Annotated in this window: 17 protein-coding genes; 16 read left to right on the forward strand and 1 reads right to left on the reverse strand. The window is 60.5% G+C overall.

From position 1 onward, the window contains the following. Positions 1-57: 57 nt before the first annotated feature. From OGI63_RS03275 to OGI63_RS03335, 13 genes are all read left to right on the forward strand, one after another. Positions 58-744, forward strand: a complete 687-nt coding sequence (locus OGI63_RS03275; protein WP_041777234.1) for a pyroglutamyl-peptidase I — start codon at positions 58-60, stop codon at positions 742-744. Positions 745-978: 234 nt separating this feature from the next. Further along, entirely contained in the window at positions 979-2,412 is a 1,434-nt protein-coding gene (locus OGI63_RS03280; RefSeq protein WP_011742786.1) for a DivIVA domain-containing protein, read from the forward strand. A 22-nt stretch (positions 2,413-2,434) separates the two neighbouring features. After that, on the forward strand, positions 2,435-3,772 hold the full coding sequence (locus tag OGI63_RS03285) for a C1 family peptidase (protein WP_011742787.1): 1,338 nt from the start codon (positions 2,435-2,437) through the stop codon (positions 3,770-3,772). Positions 3,773-4,201: 429 nt separating this feature from the next. After that, the gene (locus tag OGI63_RS03290) at positions 4,202-5,335 is read left to right on the forward strand and encodes a 3-deoxy-7-phosphoheptulonate synthase (protein ID WP_003807841.1); all 1,134 of its coding nucleotides are present in this window, start codon (positions 4,202-4,204) and stop codon (positions 5,333-5,335) included. 57 nt (positions 5,336-5,392) lie between these two features. Next, a complete protein-coding gene (locus OGI63_RS03295; RefSeq protein WP_011742788.1) occupies positions 5,393-6,577 on the forward strand; it encodes a 3-deoxy-7-phosphoheptulonate synthase in 1,185 nt (394 codons plus the stop codon). A gap of 103 nt (positions 6,578-6,680) precedes the next feature. Next, positions 6,681-7,388 carry a 5'-methylthioadenosine/S-adenosylhomocysteine nucleosidase gene (gene mtnN, locus OGI63_RS03300; protein WP_003807845.1) on the forward strand — a complete coding sequence of 236 codons (708 nt, stop codon included), beginning with the start codon at positions 6,681-6,683 and terminating at the stop codon, positions 7,386-7,388. 243 nt (positions 7,389-7,631) lie between these two features. Continuing rightward, positions 7,632-9,041, forward strand: a complete 1,410-nt coding sequence (locus OGI63_RS03305) for a sensor histidine kinase (protein WP_011742789.1) — start codon at positions 7,632-7,634, stop codon at positions 9,039-9,041. Continuing rightward, positions 9,041-9,745 carry a response regulator transcription factor gene (locus OGI63_RS03310; RefSeq protein WP_003807850.1) on the forward strand — a complete coding sequence of 235 codons (705 nt, stop codon included), beginning with the start codon at positions 9,041-9,043 and terminating at the stop codon, positions 9,743-9,745. The genes OGI63_RS03305 and OGI63_RS03310 overlap by 1 nt, the downstream gene beginning before the upstream one ends. A gap of 235 nt (positions 9,746-9,980) precedes the next feature. Then, positions 9,981-11,108: a phosphate ABC transporter substrate-binding protein PstS gene (locus OGI63_RS03315; RefSeq protein WP_041777235.1), complete on the forward strand. Its 1,128-nt coding sequence runs from the start codon at positions 9,981-9,983 to the stop codon at positions 11,106-11,108. A gap of 162 nt (positions 11,109-11,270) precedes the next feature. Continuing rightward, positions 11,271-12,224 carry a phosphate ABC transporter permease subunit PstC gene (gene pstC, locus OGI63_RS03320; protein ID WP_011742792.1) on the forward strand — a complete coding sequence of 318 codons (954 nt, stop codon included), beginning with the start codon at positions 11,271-11,273 and terminating at the stop codon, positions 12,222-12,224. Further along, positions 12,224-13,219, forward strand: coding sequence for a phosphate ABC transporter permease PstA (pstA, locus tag OGI63_RS03325; RefSeq protein WP_041777236.1), 996 nt, complete (start codon positions 12,224-12,226; stop codon positions 13,217-13,219). The genes pstC and pstA overlap by 1 nt, the downstream gene beginning before the upstream one ends. A 44-nt stretch (positions 13,220-13,263) precedes the next feature. After that, the gene (gene pstB, locus OGI63_RS03330; protein ID WP_003807858.1) at positions 13,264-14,043 is read left to right on the forward strand and encodes a phosphate ABC transporter ATP-binding protein PstB; all 780 of its coding nucleotides are present in this window, start codon (positions 13,264-13,266) and stop codon (positions 14,041-14,043) included. 231 nt (positions 14,044-14,274) lie between these two features. Further along, a complete protein-coding gene (locus OGI63_RS03335; RefSeq protein ID WP_011742794.1) occupies positions 14,275-15,216 on the forward strand; it encodes a metal ABC transporter solute-binding protein, Zn/Mn family in 942 nt (313 codons plus the stop codon). Positions 15,217-15,305: 89 nt separating this feature from the next. Here OGI63_RS03335 and OGI63_RS03340 read toward each other — a convergent pair whose 3' ends face one another. Next, the gene (locus OGI63_RS03340; RefSeq protein WP_033499317.1) at positions 15,306-16,694 is read right to left on the reverse strand and encodes an NCS2 family permease; all 1,389 of its coding nucleotides are present in this window, start codon (positions 16,692-16,694) and stop codon (positions 15,306-15,308) included. Positions 16,695-17,115: 421 nt separating this feature from the next. Between OGI63_RS03340 and rplJ the strand changes: the two genes are divergently transcribed. From rplJ to OGI63_RS03355, 3 genes are all read left to right on the forward strand, one after another. Further along, positions 17,116-17,637 (forward strand): 50S ribosomal protein L10, encoded by a 522-nt coding sequence (gene rplJ, locus OGI63_RS03345; RefSeq protein WP_003807864.1) that lies wholly within the window; start codon positions 17,116-17,118, stop codon positions 17,635-17,637. 113 nt (positions 17,638-17,750) lie between these two features. Then, entirely contained in the window at positions 17,751-18,131 is a 381-nt protein-coding gene (rplL, locus tag OGI63_RS03350; protein WP_003807866.1) for a 50S ribosomal protein L7/L12, read from the forward strand. 232 nt (positions 18,132-18,363) lie between these two features. Continuing rightward, the gene (locus OGI63_RS03355) at positions 18,364-19,851 is read left to right on the forward strand and encodes an FHA domain-containing protein (protein WP_050731440.1); all 1,488 of its coding nucleotides are present in this window, start codon (positions 18,364-18,366) and stop codon (positions 19,849-19,851) included. Positions 19,852-19,855 lie beyond the last annotated feature (4 nt).

Raw genomic sequence — 19,855 nt, forward strand, 5'->3', positions numbered from 1 at the left:
CCGTCGACGTGTCGGCAGACTTAACGTTCAACACATTCACCACGTACACTGGAAACCATGCAGCAGATCAACATCGTCATCTCCGGTTTCACGCCCTACGAAGGCATCGACGTCAATCCGGCCGTGCTCGTGCCGGCGGCGGTAGCCAAGCAATGGGGCGATCCGGCGCAATCGCAGGCGATCTCCGAAGAACTGCTGCAGGACATCGCCGTCACCGTCACCAACGTCACGCTTCCGGTGAGCTTCGCCAAAGCCTGGCCCACACTGCTGGAAGCCATCGAACAGGCCAAGCCGGACATCGTCATCGCCACAGGGCTCAAGCGCACCTCCCGTGGCATTCTGCTGGAACGATGCGCCACAAATCTCATGGATGCGGCCAAGCCGGATGCCGACAACGTGATTCCGCCCCGCCGCCCGATCGACCCGGAAGGTCCGGCCGCGTACTGGACGCGCCTGCCGTTGCGGTCGATACTGCACGATTTCGCCAAACACGAGATTCCCGCCGCGTTGAGTTCCGACGCCGGTACGTTCGTATGCAATTCGCTGTTCTACCATCTGCTCAACTGGTCGGCGGGCCAGGAACGTCGCATTCTGTCGGGGTTCGTCAGCCTGCCGATCGTCAACGGTCGGCCGCACGAACGTGGACTGCCGATCGAACAGCAGACCGCTGCGGTCGATGACGTACTGCGTGAATCGGTACGATACTTCCTGCAACCCTCGTCAAGCGACATTCTGCTTGGCTGAGGACGGCTCCGCTTTCTACGGCACGATTTTCTGCGACATGTGAGTCATGCGGTTTCGACACGTGGTCGCGGACATACCGCCATACCCCCGACAGACTTTTTCGAACGATTTCTGTGCTCTCTGTGAGAATAATGCATTTCGTTCTGCGTGCCGCCTGCTGACTGAGATAGAGTACTGAACGAGTGCGCGCTGGCAGATGCGCGAAGTGTAGGGAATTCGTGAAAGGAAAAGGGCATGGTTGAGCAGTTCCCAATCGTGTTGAGGGGGTACGACAAGGATCGAGTCGACGAGGCGTTCGCTTCGGCTCAGGAGACGGTGAACCGTCTGCGTGAGCAGGTCAAGGCCGACGACCAGACCATCCTTGAGCTGCAGGCGCAGCTGCAGGAGGAAAAGAACAAGAAGGCCGCTCCGAAGTCCTTCGCGTCACTGGGCGCCAACGCCCAGCAGATGCTCGCCAGCGCGGAACAGACCAGCGCCGAGCTGCTTGAACGAGCCAAGAAGGACGCTTCCGCGGCCCGCGCCACGGTGCAGCTGCAGGCTGAAACACTGCTGAACAACGCCAAAATCGACGCCAAGCGCATCATGGACGACGCCAACGCCAAGGCGGCCAAGGTGCTCGGTGACGCCAAGGACGAATCCGAAGCCATGAGGGCCAATGCCCAGCATGAGGTCGACCAGATGCGCAGCGAGGCCCAGAAGGCCGTGGTGGCGCAGCGTCAGACCGTCGATCTGGAACTGACCAACTCCCGTGAGGAACACGGCAAGCGTCTTGCCGCCGAACGCGCCACGCAGGAACGTGAGATTTCCGACATGCGCACCGAGGCGACCAGCAAGATCGCCGAACAGCGCAAGAACGCCAATGAGGAGATCTCCCGCCTGAAGAGCGAGACCAACGACCAGATCGAATCCGCGCTTGCCGAAGCCAACAAGAAGCTGGCGGACGTGCGCGAGCAGGTGTCCAAGATGATGACCGACGCGCAGCGCCGTGCCGCCGAAATCACCGACACCGCCAAGGCGAAGGCCCAGGAGATCACCGACGAGGCGGAGGTGCACCGCACCAAGACCATCAGCCAGGTCAACGCCGAAGTGGAGCAGATCCGCGCCGACATCTCCGCCCAGCAGGAGGAGGCCACGAAGAAGGTCAATGAGCTGCTCACCGACCTGAACGAGCGTCGCGAGGCCGCCAACAAGCAGGCCAGCGAGTTGATTTCCTCCGCGCAGAAGACCCGTGACGAGGCTGAGGCGTACGCTTCCAGCAAGCGTGACGAGGCGGACGCGAACGCGGCAAGCATCCTCAAGCAGGCCACCGAAGACGCCGACGAGCAGATCAACGAGCGTCGTGAGGCCGCGAAGAAGGAACTGGACGGCGTGCAGCAGCGCATCGCCGACCTGCAGAGCCGTGAGGCCCAGATCACGCAGCGCGTCAGCGAACTGCGTGCCATGTTCTCCAACGCGTTCTCCGGTTTCGGCATGAACGACCTGTCCGTGGTCAACGCCGTCGATGAAGGCGAGCCTTCCGACGCGCAATCTGATGACGACGCGCAGCACGACGATGAGACCGCCGCACCGGCAGACGCCGACACGCAGGATGCCGTCGAGAACGATTCCGCAGCCGAGACCGAGCCGGAAGGCGACGCCGAATCCGCAGACGCTTCGCAGAACAACTGAAACCATAGAAAGGGAATGGATAATGACCGACATCACGCCATTGAGCGGTGATGAACTGAACAAGCTCGTCGACGATTTCGAAGCAAGCGAGCACAATCGCATGGCCATGAACGCCGTCACGACGGCCGGCATCGACAAGGTGGCGCGCAACTACGATCGCGCCCGTCTGATGCAGCGTCGTTTCTCCACCGTCGTGGACAACGGCACCGTCACCCATCAGGACCGTTCCGGCCGTTGCTGGCTGTTCAGCTCGCTGAACGTGGCCCGTTTCGTGGCCAAGCAGAACATGGGTCTCAAGGAGTTCGAGTTCTCCCAGAACTACGCCATGTACTACGACAAGCTCGAACGCGTCAACTACTTCCTGAAGGACGTGGCCAAGCTGGTGCGTGCCGGCGAGCCTGCCGATTCGCGTCTGATGCAGCATCTGCTGTCCGACGTGATGGGCGACGGCGGCCAGTGGACCATGGCCATGAACGTGTACAAGAAGTATGGCGCGGTGCCGAAGGACCTGTTCCCGGAGACTGAATCCTCCAGGAACACCGGTGAGATGAACGTGCAGCTGCGCCGCATGCTGCACACCGCGGTTGCGCATATGTACGCTGATCCGTCCGCGATCGATGCGATCATCGCCGATGCGGTCGCCGCCGGTCACCGTATTCTGACGATTCACTTGGGCGAGCCGCCGAAGAGCTTCGATTGGGAGTGGACCGACAAGGACGGCGAGTTCCACCGCGATGGCGAGATCACGCCTGTCGAGTTCTGGAAGAAATATGTGGGTTCCGCCGATTTGGAAAGCTATGTCTGCCTGGTGGACGATCCGCGTCAGGAGCACGTCAAGGGCAAGAAGATCGGCATCGAGCATCTGGGCAACGTGGCCGGGGGAGACCCGACCGAGTACCTCAACGTGCCGAACCAGTTCATGAAGGACTGCGTGCGTCAGATTCTTCAGGAACAGGGCATTCCGGTATGGTTCGGCGCTGATTGCCATCCGATGATGGACCGTGAGAACGGCGCGTGGGCCACCGACCTGTTCGAGTATGGCCGCGTGTATGGCGTCGATTTCGATCTGGACAAGGAACAGCGTGTCCGTTTCGGCGATTCCGCGATGAATCACGCGATGGCGTTCGTCGGTGTGGATGTGGATGAGGATGGCCACACCACCCGCCGTTGGCGTGTGGAGAACTCGTGGGGAGACAAGATTGCCGACAAGGGCTACTTCACCATGAGCGACGACTGGTTCACCGAATACGTCTACGAGGTCGCCGTCCCCAAGGTCCTCCTTCCCGCTGAATACCTCAAGGCCCTAGAAGAACCCGCCACCATGCTCCCCGCGTGGGATCCGATGGGAGCGCTGGCCTAAGGCCAGCGCTCCCTGAGCCGACGCGCCGTTAAGCAAACAGTCCTGTGGACTGTTTGTAGGCGCGGCTGAGGCCGTCAGGCCGAAGGCACGGCGAAGGTAGTATTGAGTCCACGCGGAGCGTGGTCCGTAATTGCAGGGCCGAAGGCGCGTTGGCTATGTAGCGCGCGAAGCGCGCGTAGCCAACACGCGCCGAGCGTTAAGCGAGAGCCCAGTGGGCTCTCGTAGCGAGGAGAAAACGCCGACAGGCGTTTTCATTTAGATTTAGCCCGGGTCAACCAGCCCGGGTTTTTCTTTTGTCTTTCCCACGTCACCCCCACCCATTCCACCATGCAGTCGCCCATCCCCATATTCCGTCCCCATCCGTTAAGGTAACGACGGTGGCGCTATCGCGCTACGCAAGCATAATGATGCAGGGGAGGAACAGAAGCGATGGCAGGTCTTCGCGGTCCGGATAGTTCGAAGGATGCACAGCTGTTGGATGAGCGCGCCGTGTTTCCGGAGACCGTGGATGTCAATATTCGTCAGCTTGACCCGATTCCCGCTCCCCGATATTTTCTGAAGGAACTTCCGCTCACGAACGAGATGAGCGATCTGGTGTTGAAGTCCCGTCAGGAGATTCGTGACGTGCTGCATGGCCGTGACGATCGTCTGCTGGCCATCGTCGGCCCGTGTTCGATTCATGATCCGAAGGCTGCGCACGAGTATGCGGAGAGGCTTGCCGCCGTCAAGAAGGAGCTTGATGATCGTCTGGTCATCGTCATGCGCGTGTATTTCGAGAAGCCGCGCACCACGATCGGTTGGAAGGGTCTGATCAACGATCCTGATCTTGACGGCCAGTTCAATATTCGCAAGGGCATGTTCATGGCTCGCAAGGTGCTTACCGACGTGCTGGGGCTCGGCTTGCCCGCCGCTACGGAATGGCTTGATCCGATTACCCCGCAGTATATTTGCGATCTGATCAGCTGGGGCGCTATCGGCGCGCGTAATACGGAAAGCCAGGTGCACCGCGAGCTGGCGTCCGGCATGTCCATGCCGATCGGTTTCAAGAACGCTACGGATGGTTCCATCAAGCCGGCGGCCGATTCGTGTTTCGCGGCCGCTTTCGAGCATCATTTCCTCTCCATCAATCTGGATGGTCGTGTGATTTCCGCGGAGACCAAGGGCAATCCCGACTGCCATCTGGTGCTGCGTGGTTCCTCGCATGGTCCGAACTACGATGCCGCTTCCGTGGCCCAAGCGTTGGCGGATCTCAAGGCTTCCAAGGCTTCCGGACCAAGCGAGCATGGTCTGATCATCGATGCCGCGCACGGCAACTGCGGTAAGAACGAGGTGCGCGAGGCCGAAGTGGTCGAAGAAATCGCCGCACGCGTCGCGGCCGGCGAACAGGGCATTCTCGGCATCATGATGGAAAGCTTCCTCAAGGCGGGCAATCAGAAGCCCGCGCCGCTCGACCAGCTGGAATACGGCAAGTCGATCACCGACGCATGCGTGCCGTGGGATCGTACCGAGCAGCTGCTGCACACGCTTGCCGACGCGGTCGACGCGCGTCGCAAGCTTGGCTGATGTTTCTGCGCCATCGTTGCTATCCTTGGGAAAGGAAGCGACAAGGAGAGCGAGATCATGCAGCAGCAGCTGAATACGCCTGAGGATTTACGTGCCATTAGGCAGGCCATGGATGAGGGCAAGAATCCGCTGGTGGAGACCGACGTGCCGCGCTGGGAGGACCAGGTGGGCATCAGCCGCATCGTGAACCGCCGCGTGCTGGAATTCGAAGTGTTGCCCACGCCGGCGCAGGTGTTGGGCGACCTGCCGTTGAGCGAGCAGGCGCAGGAGATCGTCGCCTATTCGCGTGATGAGATTCGTGCCTGCCTGTACGGTCAGGACGATCGCCTGCTGGTGGTTGTCGGTCCGTGTTCCGTTCACGATCCGAAGGCCGCGCTCGATTACGCGCGTCGCCTGTCCGCGTTGAAAGGCGAGTTGGATGGCGAGCTGCTGATCGTCATGCGCGTGTATTTCGAGAAGCCGCGCACCACGGTCGGTTGGAAGGGTCTGATCAACGATCCGGATATCGACGGCAGCTGCAATATCAGGAAGGGCTTGCTGTTGGCCCGCCGCACGCTGCTTGGCGTGCTTGACGAGGGTTTGGCGGCGGCCACGGAGTTTTTGGAGCCGACCAGTCCGCAGTATATTTCCGACGCGATTAGCTGGGGTGCGATCGGCGCGCGCAATACGGAAAGCCAGGTGCACCGGCAGTTGGCGTCCGGCCTGTCCATGCCGATCGGCTTCAAGAACGCCACGGACGGTTCCATCAAGGCTCCGGCCGATTCCTGCTTCGCTTCCGCACAACAGCACACGTTCTTCGGCATCGACCATCTTGGCCGCGCCGCCGTGGTCAAAACGCTTGGCAATCCCGACTGTCATGTGGTGTTGCGTGGTTCCTCGCACGGCCCGAATTACGATGCCGCTTCGGTGGCCAAGGCCATGGACACCATCCGCGCCGAAATGCCGGCCGATTCCGCTGCGGCACATGGGCTGATCGTCGACTGCTCGCATGGCAACTCCGGCAAGGACGAGCATCGTCAGGCGCAGGTGGTGCGTGACATCGCGGGCCGTATCGCCAAAGGCGAGCAGGGCATCACCGGCATCATGATGGAAAGCTTCATCGAAGGCGGCAACCAGAAGGCCGCGCCGCTCGGCCAGCTCGTCTACGGCAAGTCCATCACCGACAAATGTCTGAGCTGGAACACCACGGAACAGCTGCTACGCGAGCTTGCCCATGCGGTGGCCGTGCGCCGCTGGAAGTGACCGATTCGATTCACTATCCGCGCGATTGCAGAAAATTCGGGAAACGCGAATCGCAATCGCGTAAAACAACACTCAAGACAGCACGTAAGACAGGGAGGGTGCAATGACCGCAATCGCCATCATTGGCGCCATGGATGAGGAAGTCGCCAATATCGCAACGGCACTGAGCAACGTCACCGTCACCGAGGAAGCCGGCGTCAAGGTGACGCGCGGCACCCTCGAAACCAACAAGGGCACCGCCGTCAACGTTGCCGCGACCGTCGGCGGCATGGGCACCGTCAACATCGCCGCCACCACGCAGCATCTGATCGACGCTGACCAGCCGGACGCCGTGATCTTCTCCGGCATCGCGGGCAATCTCAACACGAATCTGCACATCAACGACGTGGTGCTCGGCGGCACCCTGCGCTATCTCGACACCGACATGCGATTGGTGGGACAGTTCAAGCCCGGCACCGCCGACCGGCCCATCGAGGAATACCATAGCGACGACCGTCTGCTCGAACTGGCCGACCAGGCGCTGAACGACTTGAACATTCACCATATCGTCGGCATCATCGCCACCGGCAACTATTTCGTCGATGATCCGCAGAAGGTCGAGCAGGTGATCCGTGAGACCGGCGCGGACGCGGTGGAAATGGAAGGCGCCGCCGTCGCGCATGTCGCCGCCCGCAACGACGTTCCCGCATTGGTGATTCGCGCGTTGAGCGACAACGCGGACACCGACTACGAGGATTTCAAAACGTTCGACATTTCCGAATACGCGGACACCGCCGCGAAACTGACGGTGAACATCGCCAAACGCATGTAGCGTTCATGTGGCGTTGCGAAACGCCTAACGTTGCGAAAAGCCGTTTCCACATCCCGTTTGCCGCATGACCCGTCATCATGCATCGTCATATCGGCAAACGGGACGTCTCATATTCCGATATGCTGCGTTTCGGAAGATGAACGGCAGGAAAACTTCCGGTGGCGTGAGAGAATCGCATACGCGAAAGCCTCTCCGAAACCGCTAGTCTTAAGGAAGAACTGAGGATTATCGGAAGGTGAACGCATGACGTTGGAGCAGATGCTGGCAACGCCGTCGGTGGTTGCGGCATTGGTGGTCGTGGCCGTGGTCGTGTTCGTCGTGGCGTTCCTGCTTGGCCGCAGACGAGGCTTCCAGGATGTGCAGGACAGCGTCGACCCCAATGATCCGAGCCTGTTCGGAGCTGCGAAGAACACGTCCCTGTTCGGCCCCCGCGTTCCCGTGCAGTCCACGGAACGCCAGCTGGTGGCCGTCATGCCCGAAGCTTTGGTGGTCGTAGACTCGCTGGCCACGGTCCAATACGCATCCCCGGCCGCGCGGCGCTTCGGCATCATCCACGACCAGGCGATGGCGCTCGCGGAAATCCGCGACATCGTGAAACTGGTCTCCACAGACAGCGTGGTGCGCGAACGCGAACTGACCATCCCCCTGCACGGCCGCACGCGAACGGGCGTGGTGAACACGAACGGCAAAGGCGTCGAAGCCGGCAAGCCGCTGCCCGAAGACACGCTCTACCTGCACGTGCGCGTCGGACAGATCGCCGACAACCTATTTGCGATTTTCATTTCCGACATGAGCGAGCAACGCCGTTTCGAAATCATGCGGCGCGATTTCGTCACCAACGTCTCGCACGAACTGAAAACCCCGGCAGGCGCGATTTCTCTGCTCGCCGAAACGATCGGCGACGCGGCCGACGATCCGGACGCGGTGAAATACTTCTCCGGCCGAATCTCCAAGGAATCCGAACGATTGACGGAACTGGTCCACCGTCTGATCGACCTGCAGAAAGCGCAAAGCGCGGCAGCGATGCTCAACGCGGAACGGCTGTCCGTGCTGCCCGTGGCACGCGAGGCGCTCGCCGAAAACCAGGTCAAGGCCGAATCGAAGCACATCAGCCTGGTCCTGTCCGTGAACGGCCGGCAGGTGCTGGTGCATGCGAACGCCGAGGAACTGGCCAAGGAAGCCGAACAGAACCTGGACGTGTTCGTGGTCGCTGACCATGAGACCATCAAAACTGCGGTGAAGAACCTGGTGGAGAACGCCATCAACTATTCGCCGGAACATACCACGGTGGCCGTCGGCATCGGCATCGAATCCGGCAAGGTGGCGATTCGCGTCGTGGACCAGGGCATCGGCATCCCCGCGGCGTCGCTCAGCAGAATTTTCGAGCGATTCTACCGCGTCGATCCGGCGCGCTCCCGTGAAACCGGCGGCACCGGCCTGGGATTGGCCATCACCAAGCATTGCGTCGAGGATTGCGGCGGCACCATCTCCGTATGGTCGCGTGAGGGGGAGGGATCCACCTTCACCATCACGATGCCGCAGGCTTCGGGCGCTGCGGAACCCGACCATCCGGCGGATTCGGCGAATGATAACACCCGTGAAAAGAAACAGTCCGGCCACTCCACCACAACAGAGAATGAGGAGAACCACTGATGACGCGAATTCTGATCGTCGAGGACGAAGAGTCGTACCGTGAGCCGCTGGTCTACCAGCTCACCCGTGAAGGGTACGACGTGTCCGCCGCGGCCACCGGTGAAGAAGGATTGGAACTGTTCACCAAGGGTGGTATCGATCTGGTGCTGCTCGATCTGATGCTGCCCGGTCTTGACGGCACCGCGCTGTGCCGTCGGATCCGCGAGCAAAGCCGTGTGCCGATCATCATGCTGACCGCGAAAAGCGCGGAAATCGACAAGGTCGTCGGCCTTGAAATCGGTGCGGACGACTACATCACCAAACCGTATTCCTTCCGTGAGCTGCTGGCACGCATCCGCGCGGTGCTGCGCCGCAACCAGATGGTCGCCGAATCCGGAGAAGCCGCCGACGACGATATTCCGCTCGTATGCGGTGACATTTCCATGAGAATCGGCCAGCATGAGGTGACGGTCCGCGGCGAGAACGTGTTCTTCCCGCTGAAGGAATTCGAACTGCTGGAATACCTCATGCAGAACAAGGGCCGCGTGATGACCCGCCACCAGCTGATCGACCGCATCTGGGGCTCCGACTATGTCGGCGACACCAAGACGCTGGACGTGCATGTCAAGCGCGTGCGCGCCAAAATCGAGGAGGACCCGGGCCATCCCAAGTATCTGACCACCGTGCGCGGCCTCGGATACAAGATCGATACGCCAAGCGAATGATGATGAAAGGCTTGGTATAGCGCGCATTCGCATCGTGCTTGCAAAGAACGGTGAACGGAAGGAACGTCGAACGGCGAAGGTGTCGTAGACTGTTCATCTTCCGTTCACCGTTTTTGGTTTGGGGCGAGTGAAACGCCCAATAGGCTGGAGATTGTCATGAAGAACGATGGCGACAACAGAAAATCGAAAAATCAGAAACATACGCCATCTGAATGTTGACAGAGGGAAAAGAATAATGCGTAACTCCATTCTCGTACGCTCCATCGCCGCTGTGTCCGGCATTGTGATGCTGGCTTCCGTCGCGGCTTGCGGTGACAACATCACCGCTTCCACCGATTCTTCGGCCAAGTCCGATACCAAGACCGAAACCGTTTCCGGCAACTTCTCCGGCGCTGGCGCTTCTTCCCAGCAGGCCGCCGTCGAAGCTTGGATCGCCGGCTTCCAGGGCACCAACCCGGACGCCAAGGTCGCTTACAACCCGTCCGGTTCCGGCGCTGGCGTGTCCACCTTCCTGACCGGTGCAACCGCATGGGCCGGCTCCGACGCCTCCCTCGCCGATAACGAGGTCGAGCAGTCCAAGAGCGTGTGCGCTTCCGGCACCGCCTTCGACATCCCGGTCTACATTTCCCCGATCGCCGTCGTCTTCAACCTGCAGGGCGTGTCCGGCAAGGGCAAGACCCTGAACATGGATGCCGAGACCATCGCCAAGATCTTCGACGGCAAGATCACCAAGTGGAACGATGACGCCATCAAGAAGCAGAACCCGAAGGTCGATCTGCCTGACCTCGACATCACCGTGGTGCACCGTTCCGACAAGTCCGGCACCACCAAGAACTTCCTGAGCTACGTCAAGGACGCCGCTGGCGACGCATGGAGCTACGACCTCGGCGAGAACTGGCCGAACGAGGTCGGCCAGGGCGCCAAGGGCACTTCCGGCGTGATCTCCACCGTGCAGCAGGCTGACGGCACCATCGGTTACGCCGATGCCTCCCAGGCCGGCGATCTGGGCACCGTGGCCGTGAAGGTCGGCGACGATTACGTCCCGTTCTCCGCTGAAGCCGCCGCCAAGGTCGTGGACGCCTCCCCGCTCGACGATTCCGCCAAGGGTGACAACCGCGTGGTCGTCAAGCTCGACCACAACACCACCGAGAAGGGCGCCTACCCGATCGTGCTGGTCTCCTACGACGTCGCCTGCCCGGCATACAAGGACGCCAACACCGCCAAGTTCGTCAAGTCCTGGCTCACCTACGTGACCAGCGACGAAGGCCAGCAGACCGCCGCTTCCGCAGCCGGCTCCGCTCCGATGTCCAACACCCTGCGTCAGAAGGTCGTCAAGTCCATCGACGCCATCAAAACCAAGTGAGCCCATCACAGTGGGGCGATCGCTTTCGGTGATCGGTGACTGACCGTAGGTTTCAGGCCGCAGCCGCGTAAAAAAACGGCTGCGGCCTGAAACGATACCTACGGACGATACGCAAAACCAGAAAAATCGAAAGCAATCGCAAGCAAACCAAAAGGAGAACCCGTGAGTTCGCAAAGCAAAACGGCACAGCAGCCGGTGAGCGGCAAGAACGCGGATAAGGTGTTCAAGGGCGTGGCCTACGCCTGCGGCATCCTGATCCTCGTCGTGCTCGCCGCGGTCGCGCTGTTCCTGCTGTTCCGCGCGTGGCCGTTGATCGGCGGTGACCAGAAGGCCAACAGCGCGACCATCAGCAACTTCACCGGCGGCAAGGCTTCCAGCTTCTGGGGCTACGTCGGACCGCTGCTGTTCGGTACCGTGCTGATTTCCGCCCTGGCACTGCTGATTTCCTTCTTCGTGTCGGTCGGCATCGCACTGTTCATCTCGCATTACGCGCCGAAGAAGCTCGCCACCGCCCTGAGCTATGTGGTCGATCTGCTCGCCGCCATCCCGTCCGTTATCTACGGTCTGTGGGGCGGTCTGGTGCTGGTGCCCGCCATCTACCCGTTCTGGAATTGGGTGGCCAAATACCTTGGCTGGATTCCGATTTTCGCCGGTCCCGCCGCCAATCCCTCCCGTACCGTGGCCACCGTGTCCGTGGTGCTGGCCGTCATGATCCTGCCGATCATCACCTCCATGTCCCGCGACATCTTCCTGCAGACCCCTCGCCTTCAGGAAGAGGCGGCTCTGGCCCTCGGCGCCACGAAGTGGGAAATGGTCAAGCTCGCGGTCCTGCCGTTCGGCAAGTCCGGCGTCGTGTCCGCCTCCATGCTCGGCCTCGGTCGTGCGCTCGGCGAGACGATGGCCGTGCTCATGATCCTGTCCCCGGGCCTCAACTACTCCGTCAAGCTGCTGCAGGCCTCGCAGAACCAGACCATCGCCGCGAACATCGCCGCGCAGTATCCGGAAGCCAACGATCTGGGTGTTTCCGTGCTGATCGGCACCGGCCTGGTCCTGTTCCTGATTACCTTCGTGGTGAACTTCATCGCTCGTAAGCTCACCGAGAAAGCGAGTGCGTGATGACCGCCGCAAATAACGACGCTTCGCCGATGGACGGCGCTCCCGTCATCGACTTCGACAAGTTCAAGCCGACCCGTTCCTTCACCTCAGCGCGCAAGCGCAAGGACTTCGCCATGAAGGCGCTCATCTCGTGCGCGTTCATCGTGGCGTTGATCCCGCTGTTCTCGGTGCTGCTCACCACCATCATCAACGGCGTCAAGAGGCTGAACCTCAACTTCCTGAGCTACAACATGACCGGCGTGGTCGGCGGCAACTCGACCCCGTCCGGCGGCTACGGCGGCATCCTGCACGCCATCATCGGCACGCTGGAAATCACCTTCGGCGCCATGCTCATCTCCATCCCGATCGGCCTGATGTGCGCCGTGTACCTGGTGGAATATTCCAACCGTGGCAAGCTGGCACAGGTCATCACCCTGCTGGTCGACGTGATGAGCGGCATCCCGTCCATCGTCGCAGGCCTGTTCGCCTTCTCGATGTTCACGATTCTGATCGGCCCCGGCACCATCAACGGTTTCGAAGGCTCCGTCGCACTTTCCCTGCTGATGCTGCCGACCGTGGTCAAGTCGTCCGAGGAAATGCTCAAGATCGTGCCGCACGATTTGCGCGAGGCCTCGTACGCCCTGGGCGTCACGAAGCAGCGCACGATCACGAAGATCGTGCTGCGCACCGCCCTGCCGGGCATCGTTTCGGGTGCGATTCTCGCCGTCGCCCGCGTGATCGGTGAAACCGCTCCGTTGCTGATGACCGCAGGCTACATCGCCTCCACGAACGTCAACCTCTTCTCCGGCCAGATGACCACGCTTCCGGTGTACGTCTACCAGGAGTATTCCAAGCTCAACGCGAACTGCCCGGCCAACGCTTCCGCGGCCTGCGTCACCACCATCCCGATGGAACGCGCCTGGGCCGCAGCCCTTGTGCTGATTCTCATCGTGCTGATCCTCAACCTCATCGGCCGTCTCGTGGCGAAGATCTTCGCCGTCAAGTCGGAACGCTGAGCGCGGTCGAATAGTCGAAAACATAAGAACAATAAGGAAAACAAATGGGACAACGTATTGATGTCAACCATCTGAACATCTTCTACGGCGACTTCCTGGCCGTGGAAGACGTGAACATCAACATCGAAGCCAACAAGGTCACCGCGTTCATCGGACCTTCCGGCTGTGGCAAGTCCACCGTGCTGCGCACCCTCGATCGCATGCACGAGATCATTCCGGGCGCCCACTGCGAAGGCGAGGTGCTGCTGGAAGGCAAGAACCTGTACGACAAGGATGTGGATCCGGTCGCCGTCCGTCGTGACGTCGGCATGGTGTTCCAGCGTCCGAACCCGTTCCCGACCATGTCCATTCGCGAGAACGTGCTGGCCGGTGTGAAGCTCAACAACCGCAAGATCTCCAAGTCCGACGCGGATGATCTGGTCGAGTGGGCCCTGCGTGGCGCCAACCTGTGGAACGAGGTCAAGGATCGTCTGGACAATCCGGGCATCGGCCTGTCCGGCGGCCAGCAGCAGCGTCTGTGCATCGCACGCGCCGTGGCCGTGCACCCGCAGGTGCTGCTCATGGACGAACCGTGCTCCGCCCTCGACCCGATCTCCACCCTGGCCGTGGAGGATCTGATCAACGAGCTGAAGAACGAGTACACCATCGTGATCGTGACGCACAACATGCAGCAGGCCGCCCGTATCGCCGACTACACCGCCTTCTTCAACCTGAAGGCCGTCGGCCAGCCGGGTCACCTCGAGTACTTCACCGACACCACCACGATGTTCAACAACCCGCAGAACGAAGAAGCCGAACGTTACGTCTCCGGACGTTTTGGCTGATCGATAAGGCCGATTCGCCAAAACGTAGTGCCAACCCGGTGGGTTGGTGCGAGTCAGCTTCAGCTGGCCAGTTAATAGCGCTTCGCTGTGCGAAACTCTGTAATTGTACGTTTTGGCTGATCGGCAGCTCCTTTTCCCCGCAAACCGACGTTGAGATTGCTCTCGGCGTCGGTTTGTTGTTTTTCTTGTGGAAGCGACACGCGCTGTTGAGAATCATTCTCAGTTACGGTTATGATGGATTCACCGAAGCATGAAGCGTATGAAAATGGAGGAACCATCGTGAACCGTTATGCAAGAATTGCGATTGCCGTACTCGCTTCCGTCGGCCTTCTCACTTCCGCGTCTGCCTGCGGAACGTCGCAGAACGGTGCCGGTTCCGCGCATGGCGCGATTTCCGTCGTCTCCTCCATCAACCAATGGGGCACCCTCGCCGAGCAGCTCGGCGGAAGCGGCGTGCAGGTGACCAGCATCATCAACTCCACCAACGTGGACGCGCACGACTATGAGCCGACCACGTCCGACATCGCCAAACTGCAGAAGGCACGAATCGTCATCGTCAACGGCGCCGGGTACGACTCATGGGCCGTCAAAGCCGCGCAATCCGCCAAATCGCAAGTCATCAACGCGGCGGAGATCGGTGGCGTCAAGGATGGCGGCAACCCGCACGTCTGGTTCTCGGCGGCGGTGCGCAAAGCGGTCGCACAGGCCATCACCAGGGCATACGAGGGCACAAGGCCCGACGGCAAGGCCGATTTCGACAAGCTGAACCAGCAATGGCGTTCCAAGGAAGACGAGGTCGCCCGAAAAATCACGGAGACCAAACGCAAGGCGGATGGCGAAGCCTATGCCGCCACGGAATCGGTCGCCGAATATTTGGCCGGGGACCTGGGCCTCAAAGACGCGACGCCGACCGGCTACATGCGTGCCACGGCCAACGAAAGCGAGCCAACGCCGACCGACATCAAACAGTTCACCGACATGCTGGAGGCCGGCAAGGTCGGCCTGCTGGTGGTCAACATTCAGGAGGAGACCGAGTTGACCGGCAAGATCGTCACCGCCGCCAAATCGTCCAATATTCCGATCGTGGAGCTGACCGAGCAGATGCCGGAGCAGTACGATTCCCTGACGGACTGGATGGCCGCGCTCGTCGACGCGTTCTCCCAAGCCATCTAATGCGGATCTGCGTCAAACCGATACGAAAGTCGATAAAAAAAGGGCGATTCCACTGAAGGAACCGCCCATTTTCCGTATGAAAAGGACTGTTACAGCACTGCGGTGATGATGAAGTCCAGAATGAACAGCACGGCCACGACCCAGATCACCGGATGCACGTCCTTGGCCTGCTTCTTGCAGGTCTTGACGATGCAGTAGGTGATGAAGCCGCCGGCGATGCCGTAGGAGATGGAGTAGCTGAACGCCATGAACACGGACGCGAAGAACGCCGGAATGGCTTCGGAGATGTCGCCCCACTCGATTTCCTTCAAGGAGGAAGCCATCATGCAGCCGACCACGACCAGCACGCCTGCGGTCGCGGCGGACGGCACGGCGGAGATGACCGGGGAGAGGAAGGCGGACAGCGCGAAGCAGATCGCCACGACCACGGAGGTCAGGCCGGTGCGGCCGCCGGCGGCGATACCCGCGGAGGACTCCACGTAGGTGGTGGTGTTCGAGGTGCCGCAGATGGCTCCGATGGAGGTGGCGATGGAGTCGGCGAACAGGGCCTTGTCCATCTTGGAGGAGAAGCCGGAACCGTTCTCAAGAGCCTTCTCGTCCTCGGCGGAGAAGATGCCGGTACGACGGCCGGTGCCGATGAAGGTGCCGATGGTGTCGAAGGTGTCGGACATGGAGAACGCGAAGATGGTCAGCAGGATGATCGGCAGCTTCGACACGTCGGAGAACAGCGCCGGGAAGCCATCCTTGGTGAAGATCACGCCGAAGGTCTGCGGCAGCTGGGCGAAGGTGTCGGCGATGGACACGGAGTTGGCCATGGTGGTCTGGCCCATCGGAATGCCGACGACCGCGGTGACGGCGATGGCGATCAGCATGCCGCCGCGTACCTTGAGCACGGTGAGCACGATGGCCAGCACCAGGCCGATGATGAACAGCCAGATGGTCGGATTGTTCATGACGGCAAGGCCCGGGGTGGCCTGCACGGTGTCGCCGCTCTTGGCCGCGGACTTGGTGGTGAAGGTGAAGAAACCGACGTTGAGGAAGCCGACGTAGGCCACGAACAGGCCGATGCCGCCGCCGATGGCGTTCTGCAGCACTTCCGGAATGGCCTGGATGATCATCTTACGAATCTTGGTGACGGTGATGATGATGTTGATCAAACCGCACAGGAACACCATGCACAGGGTTTCCTGCCACTTGAAGCCGAGGCCGAAGCACACGGTGTAGGTGAAGAACGCGTTGAGGCCCATGCCGGCGGCCTGCGCATACGGAACGTTGGCGAACAGGCCCATCACGAGCGTGCCGATGATGGCCGCGATGATGGTGGCGAGGAACACGCCGCCCCACGGCATACCGGTCGAAGACAGGATCTGCGGGTTGACGATGATGATGTAGGACATGGCGAAGAACGTGGTCAGGCCGGCCATGATCTCCGTGGAGACGGTGGTGCCGTTCTCCTTGAGATGGAAGAATTTCTCCATTTTCTCTTTTCTCATCTTTCTTGGGTTGGTAGGCGCGTGCCATATGGTGGCGTGCGCCGGCGAGAATCGCGACTCGCCTGGGACATGCGTCCCTGAACAAAGCAAACGTAGCACCTATGTAAGTCATGGAAATTTCGTGCGATTGGTAAGGGGTTGCTTTTGCGGCGGCGCGACACGCCGGTCTGGATTAGTCCAAACGGGTCAGTAAATTACCCACTTGTAAACCACAGACCGTTGGTTGGAGCGTGCAAGCGCTCACGAAGTTTGGTTCGCCAAGCCAGCGCAGGTTGAAGAACATACGCCCACCAAGGGCTTTCCGCTTAGCGGTCGAATGTTGCTCTGCCTGCGTGCAGGGCTTTTTTTATTGCCCTGCGAGGTGTTCCGAATCTCACAGTCAACGGTTGACTAAGGAAGGAACGCCATGAAGAGGCCCGAAAAGGAAGCGGTGGTCGCTCAGCTTACGGACAAGTTCCGTAACGCCGACGCTATCTACCTGACCGAGTACCGCGGGCTTACCGTTCCGCAGATCTCTGAACTGCGCGAAAAGCTAGGCCGCGATACTTCCTACACTGTGGCAAAGAACACGCTCGTTCGCATTGCAGCCAAGGAAGCTGGCATCGAAGGTCTTGATGAACTTCTCGCCGGCCCGACCGCTGTGACCTTCGTGAAGGGTGACTTCATCGAAGCTGCGAAGACCCTGCGTGACTTCGCCAAGACCAACAAGGCACTGATCATCAAGGGCGGCTTCGCTGATGGCACCGTCTACGATGCTGAAGGCGCCAAGAAGCTGGCAGACCTCAAGTCTCGCCCGCAGCTGCTCGCCGAGTTCGCCGGCGACATCAAGGCTACGATGTCCAAGGCCGCGTACCTGTTCAACGCTCTGCCGACCAAGGCCGTGCGTACGATCGATGCGCTGCGCGAGAAGCAGGAAAAGGCTGCCTGATTTCGCTGCGGCTCGCCGCATGAATGAAGCAACCACAAAAAAGAAAAACAATTGTTTTAGGTGACGGCCACCTCTTCAATTCAGTCCGTCGCCAAGAATGAAAGGAAGCCATTATGGCTAAGTACACCAACGATGAGCTGCTCGAAGCTTTCGGTGAGATGACTCTGGTTGAGCTCTCCGAGTTCGTCAAGGCCTTCGAAGAGAAGTTCGACGTCGAGGCTGCTGCCCCGGTCGCCGCTGTTGCCGCCGCTCCGGCTGCTGGCGCTGCTGCTGAGGAAGAGAAGGACGAGTTCGACGTCATCCTCTCCGCCGTTGGCGACAAGAAGATCCAGGTCATCAAGGCCGTCCGCGCTATCACCAACCTGGGCCTGGCTGAGGCCAAGGCTCTCGTCGACGGCGCTCCGAAGGCTGTCCTGGAGAAGGCCAAGAAGGAAGACGCCGAGAAGGCCAAGTCCCAGCTCGAAGAAGCCGGCGCCACCGTCGAGCTCAAGTGATTCGCGCGGCTTCAAGCCGCAATCACCAAGCTGTAATGGAAACCCCGTTTGCCGTAAGGCAGCGGGGTTTTCCGCATATGGAGCATGACTCAGGCATGTTCTAAAATGGGGGAATTAGGCGAAAGTTGTCAATTTATCGGTTCGGAATCCTTACTTTCGCGATGAATCATGACACAATGGCAGATAGTGTAGTGCGAAAGGAAGGCCGACAACGGTGAGCGAGGATCGACGAATGACGCGGCAGTGGACCGTCAAAGTTGACGGAAACAACGTGAAAACGCTTCATGACGGCGAAAGCGTGGAAATCGGGCGCAAACCGTTGCGCCCGCTGTCGGATGACGGGTTCGCTCGTCTCGACATCATGGATCCGGGCAAGTCCATGTCGAAAAGACATGCGGTCCTCTCCGTCGACAAGCAGGGCAATTGCTCCGTACGAGATCTGCATTCCACCAACGGCTCGTTCGTGGTGACGAACAACGGCCAACTGATGCGCCTGCCCGCAGGCGAGGACATCAAGCTGCCCATCGACTCGATGACCCTGCAGTTCGGCGACGTGCGTCTTACGCTCGAATCCGCATTCGAACACGATGACGAGGATGACGACGCCACCTCCGGTGTCTCGGATGATACAAGCCAGCCGGTTTCGAACCTGTTCGAATACGCGGTCTCCGACGAGGCTCCGCAGGAACCGGATGCAGCCGACATGTCCGTGGACGACATCCTCAATCTGCGTGCCGGCGAGCCGACGACGTTCTTCCACGCGCGCAATGTCACCGACCGTGCCGATGCTCTGCACCAGGCGGAACGTCAGACCTTCACGCCGGAGCATGCCGACAAGCCGGAACTCGAAGATGCATTCCCCTCGGTCTCCTTGGTTCAGGAAACCGTCGTGGCCGCGGACAAGCCCCGCGACCTGTTCGCCGACGCCGCAGCGCAGGCCGAGGCTGAAGCTGAGATCGAGGCCGATGCGGCCGATTCCGCTGATGCGGCTGCGACCGATGCCGAGGTGGCTGCCGTCTCAACCGAGACAGCCGCTCAGCCCTTGGAAGCATCCCATGACGGTAACAAGAACAACCTGATTCCGGTGGACAAGCTGTTCAGCGCGCGCCCCAGCACGCCAATCGCCGTCGCTCTGCCCGACAGGAACGACACTGGCGATAACACAGGCAACGTTGACAAGGCTGACAATGCGGCTGACGCGTCCGCCCAGGAACAGACGCAGTCCGCCGAACAATCGCAGATGGCGGAACAGCCCACATCGGAAACGGCCGAACAGCAGCCCGCCGAACAGCAGTCGAAGCCGATGCACGCTACGCAGCCGCAGACGGAACAGCCGGGAACGGTGACCGCGGAAGACGACGACGAGCGGTTCCGCCCGCAAAACAGCCAATCGCAGCCCGCGCCGGACGAAACCGCCGCATTCAAGCCGATCTTCGAACCGGGATCGGTATTCGACCGTGTGTCCAAAGGCGGCCTCGCCAAGCAGGAGCAGACCATCGAGGTCGACGGCCTGACCTCCGATGACGCCAAACGCACGGATGATTTCACAGTGCAGTTCCAGATGGCGCGTCATCCGGAACTGTTGCCGTTCCTCGCCATGAACCCATCCCTATACGATGACCTGTACGCGTGGTTGGGCGCATTGGGCAACCAAGACATCGATGCGGCTTTGGCACACAATCCGGGATATGAGGAATACCGCAAGGCAGTAGGGAAGTGAGTCG

This window comes from Bifidobacterium sp. KRGSERBCFTRI, assembly GCF_025908335.1.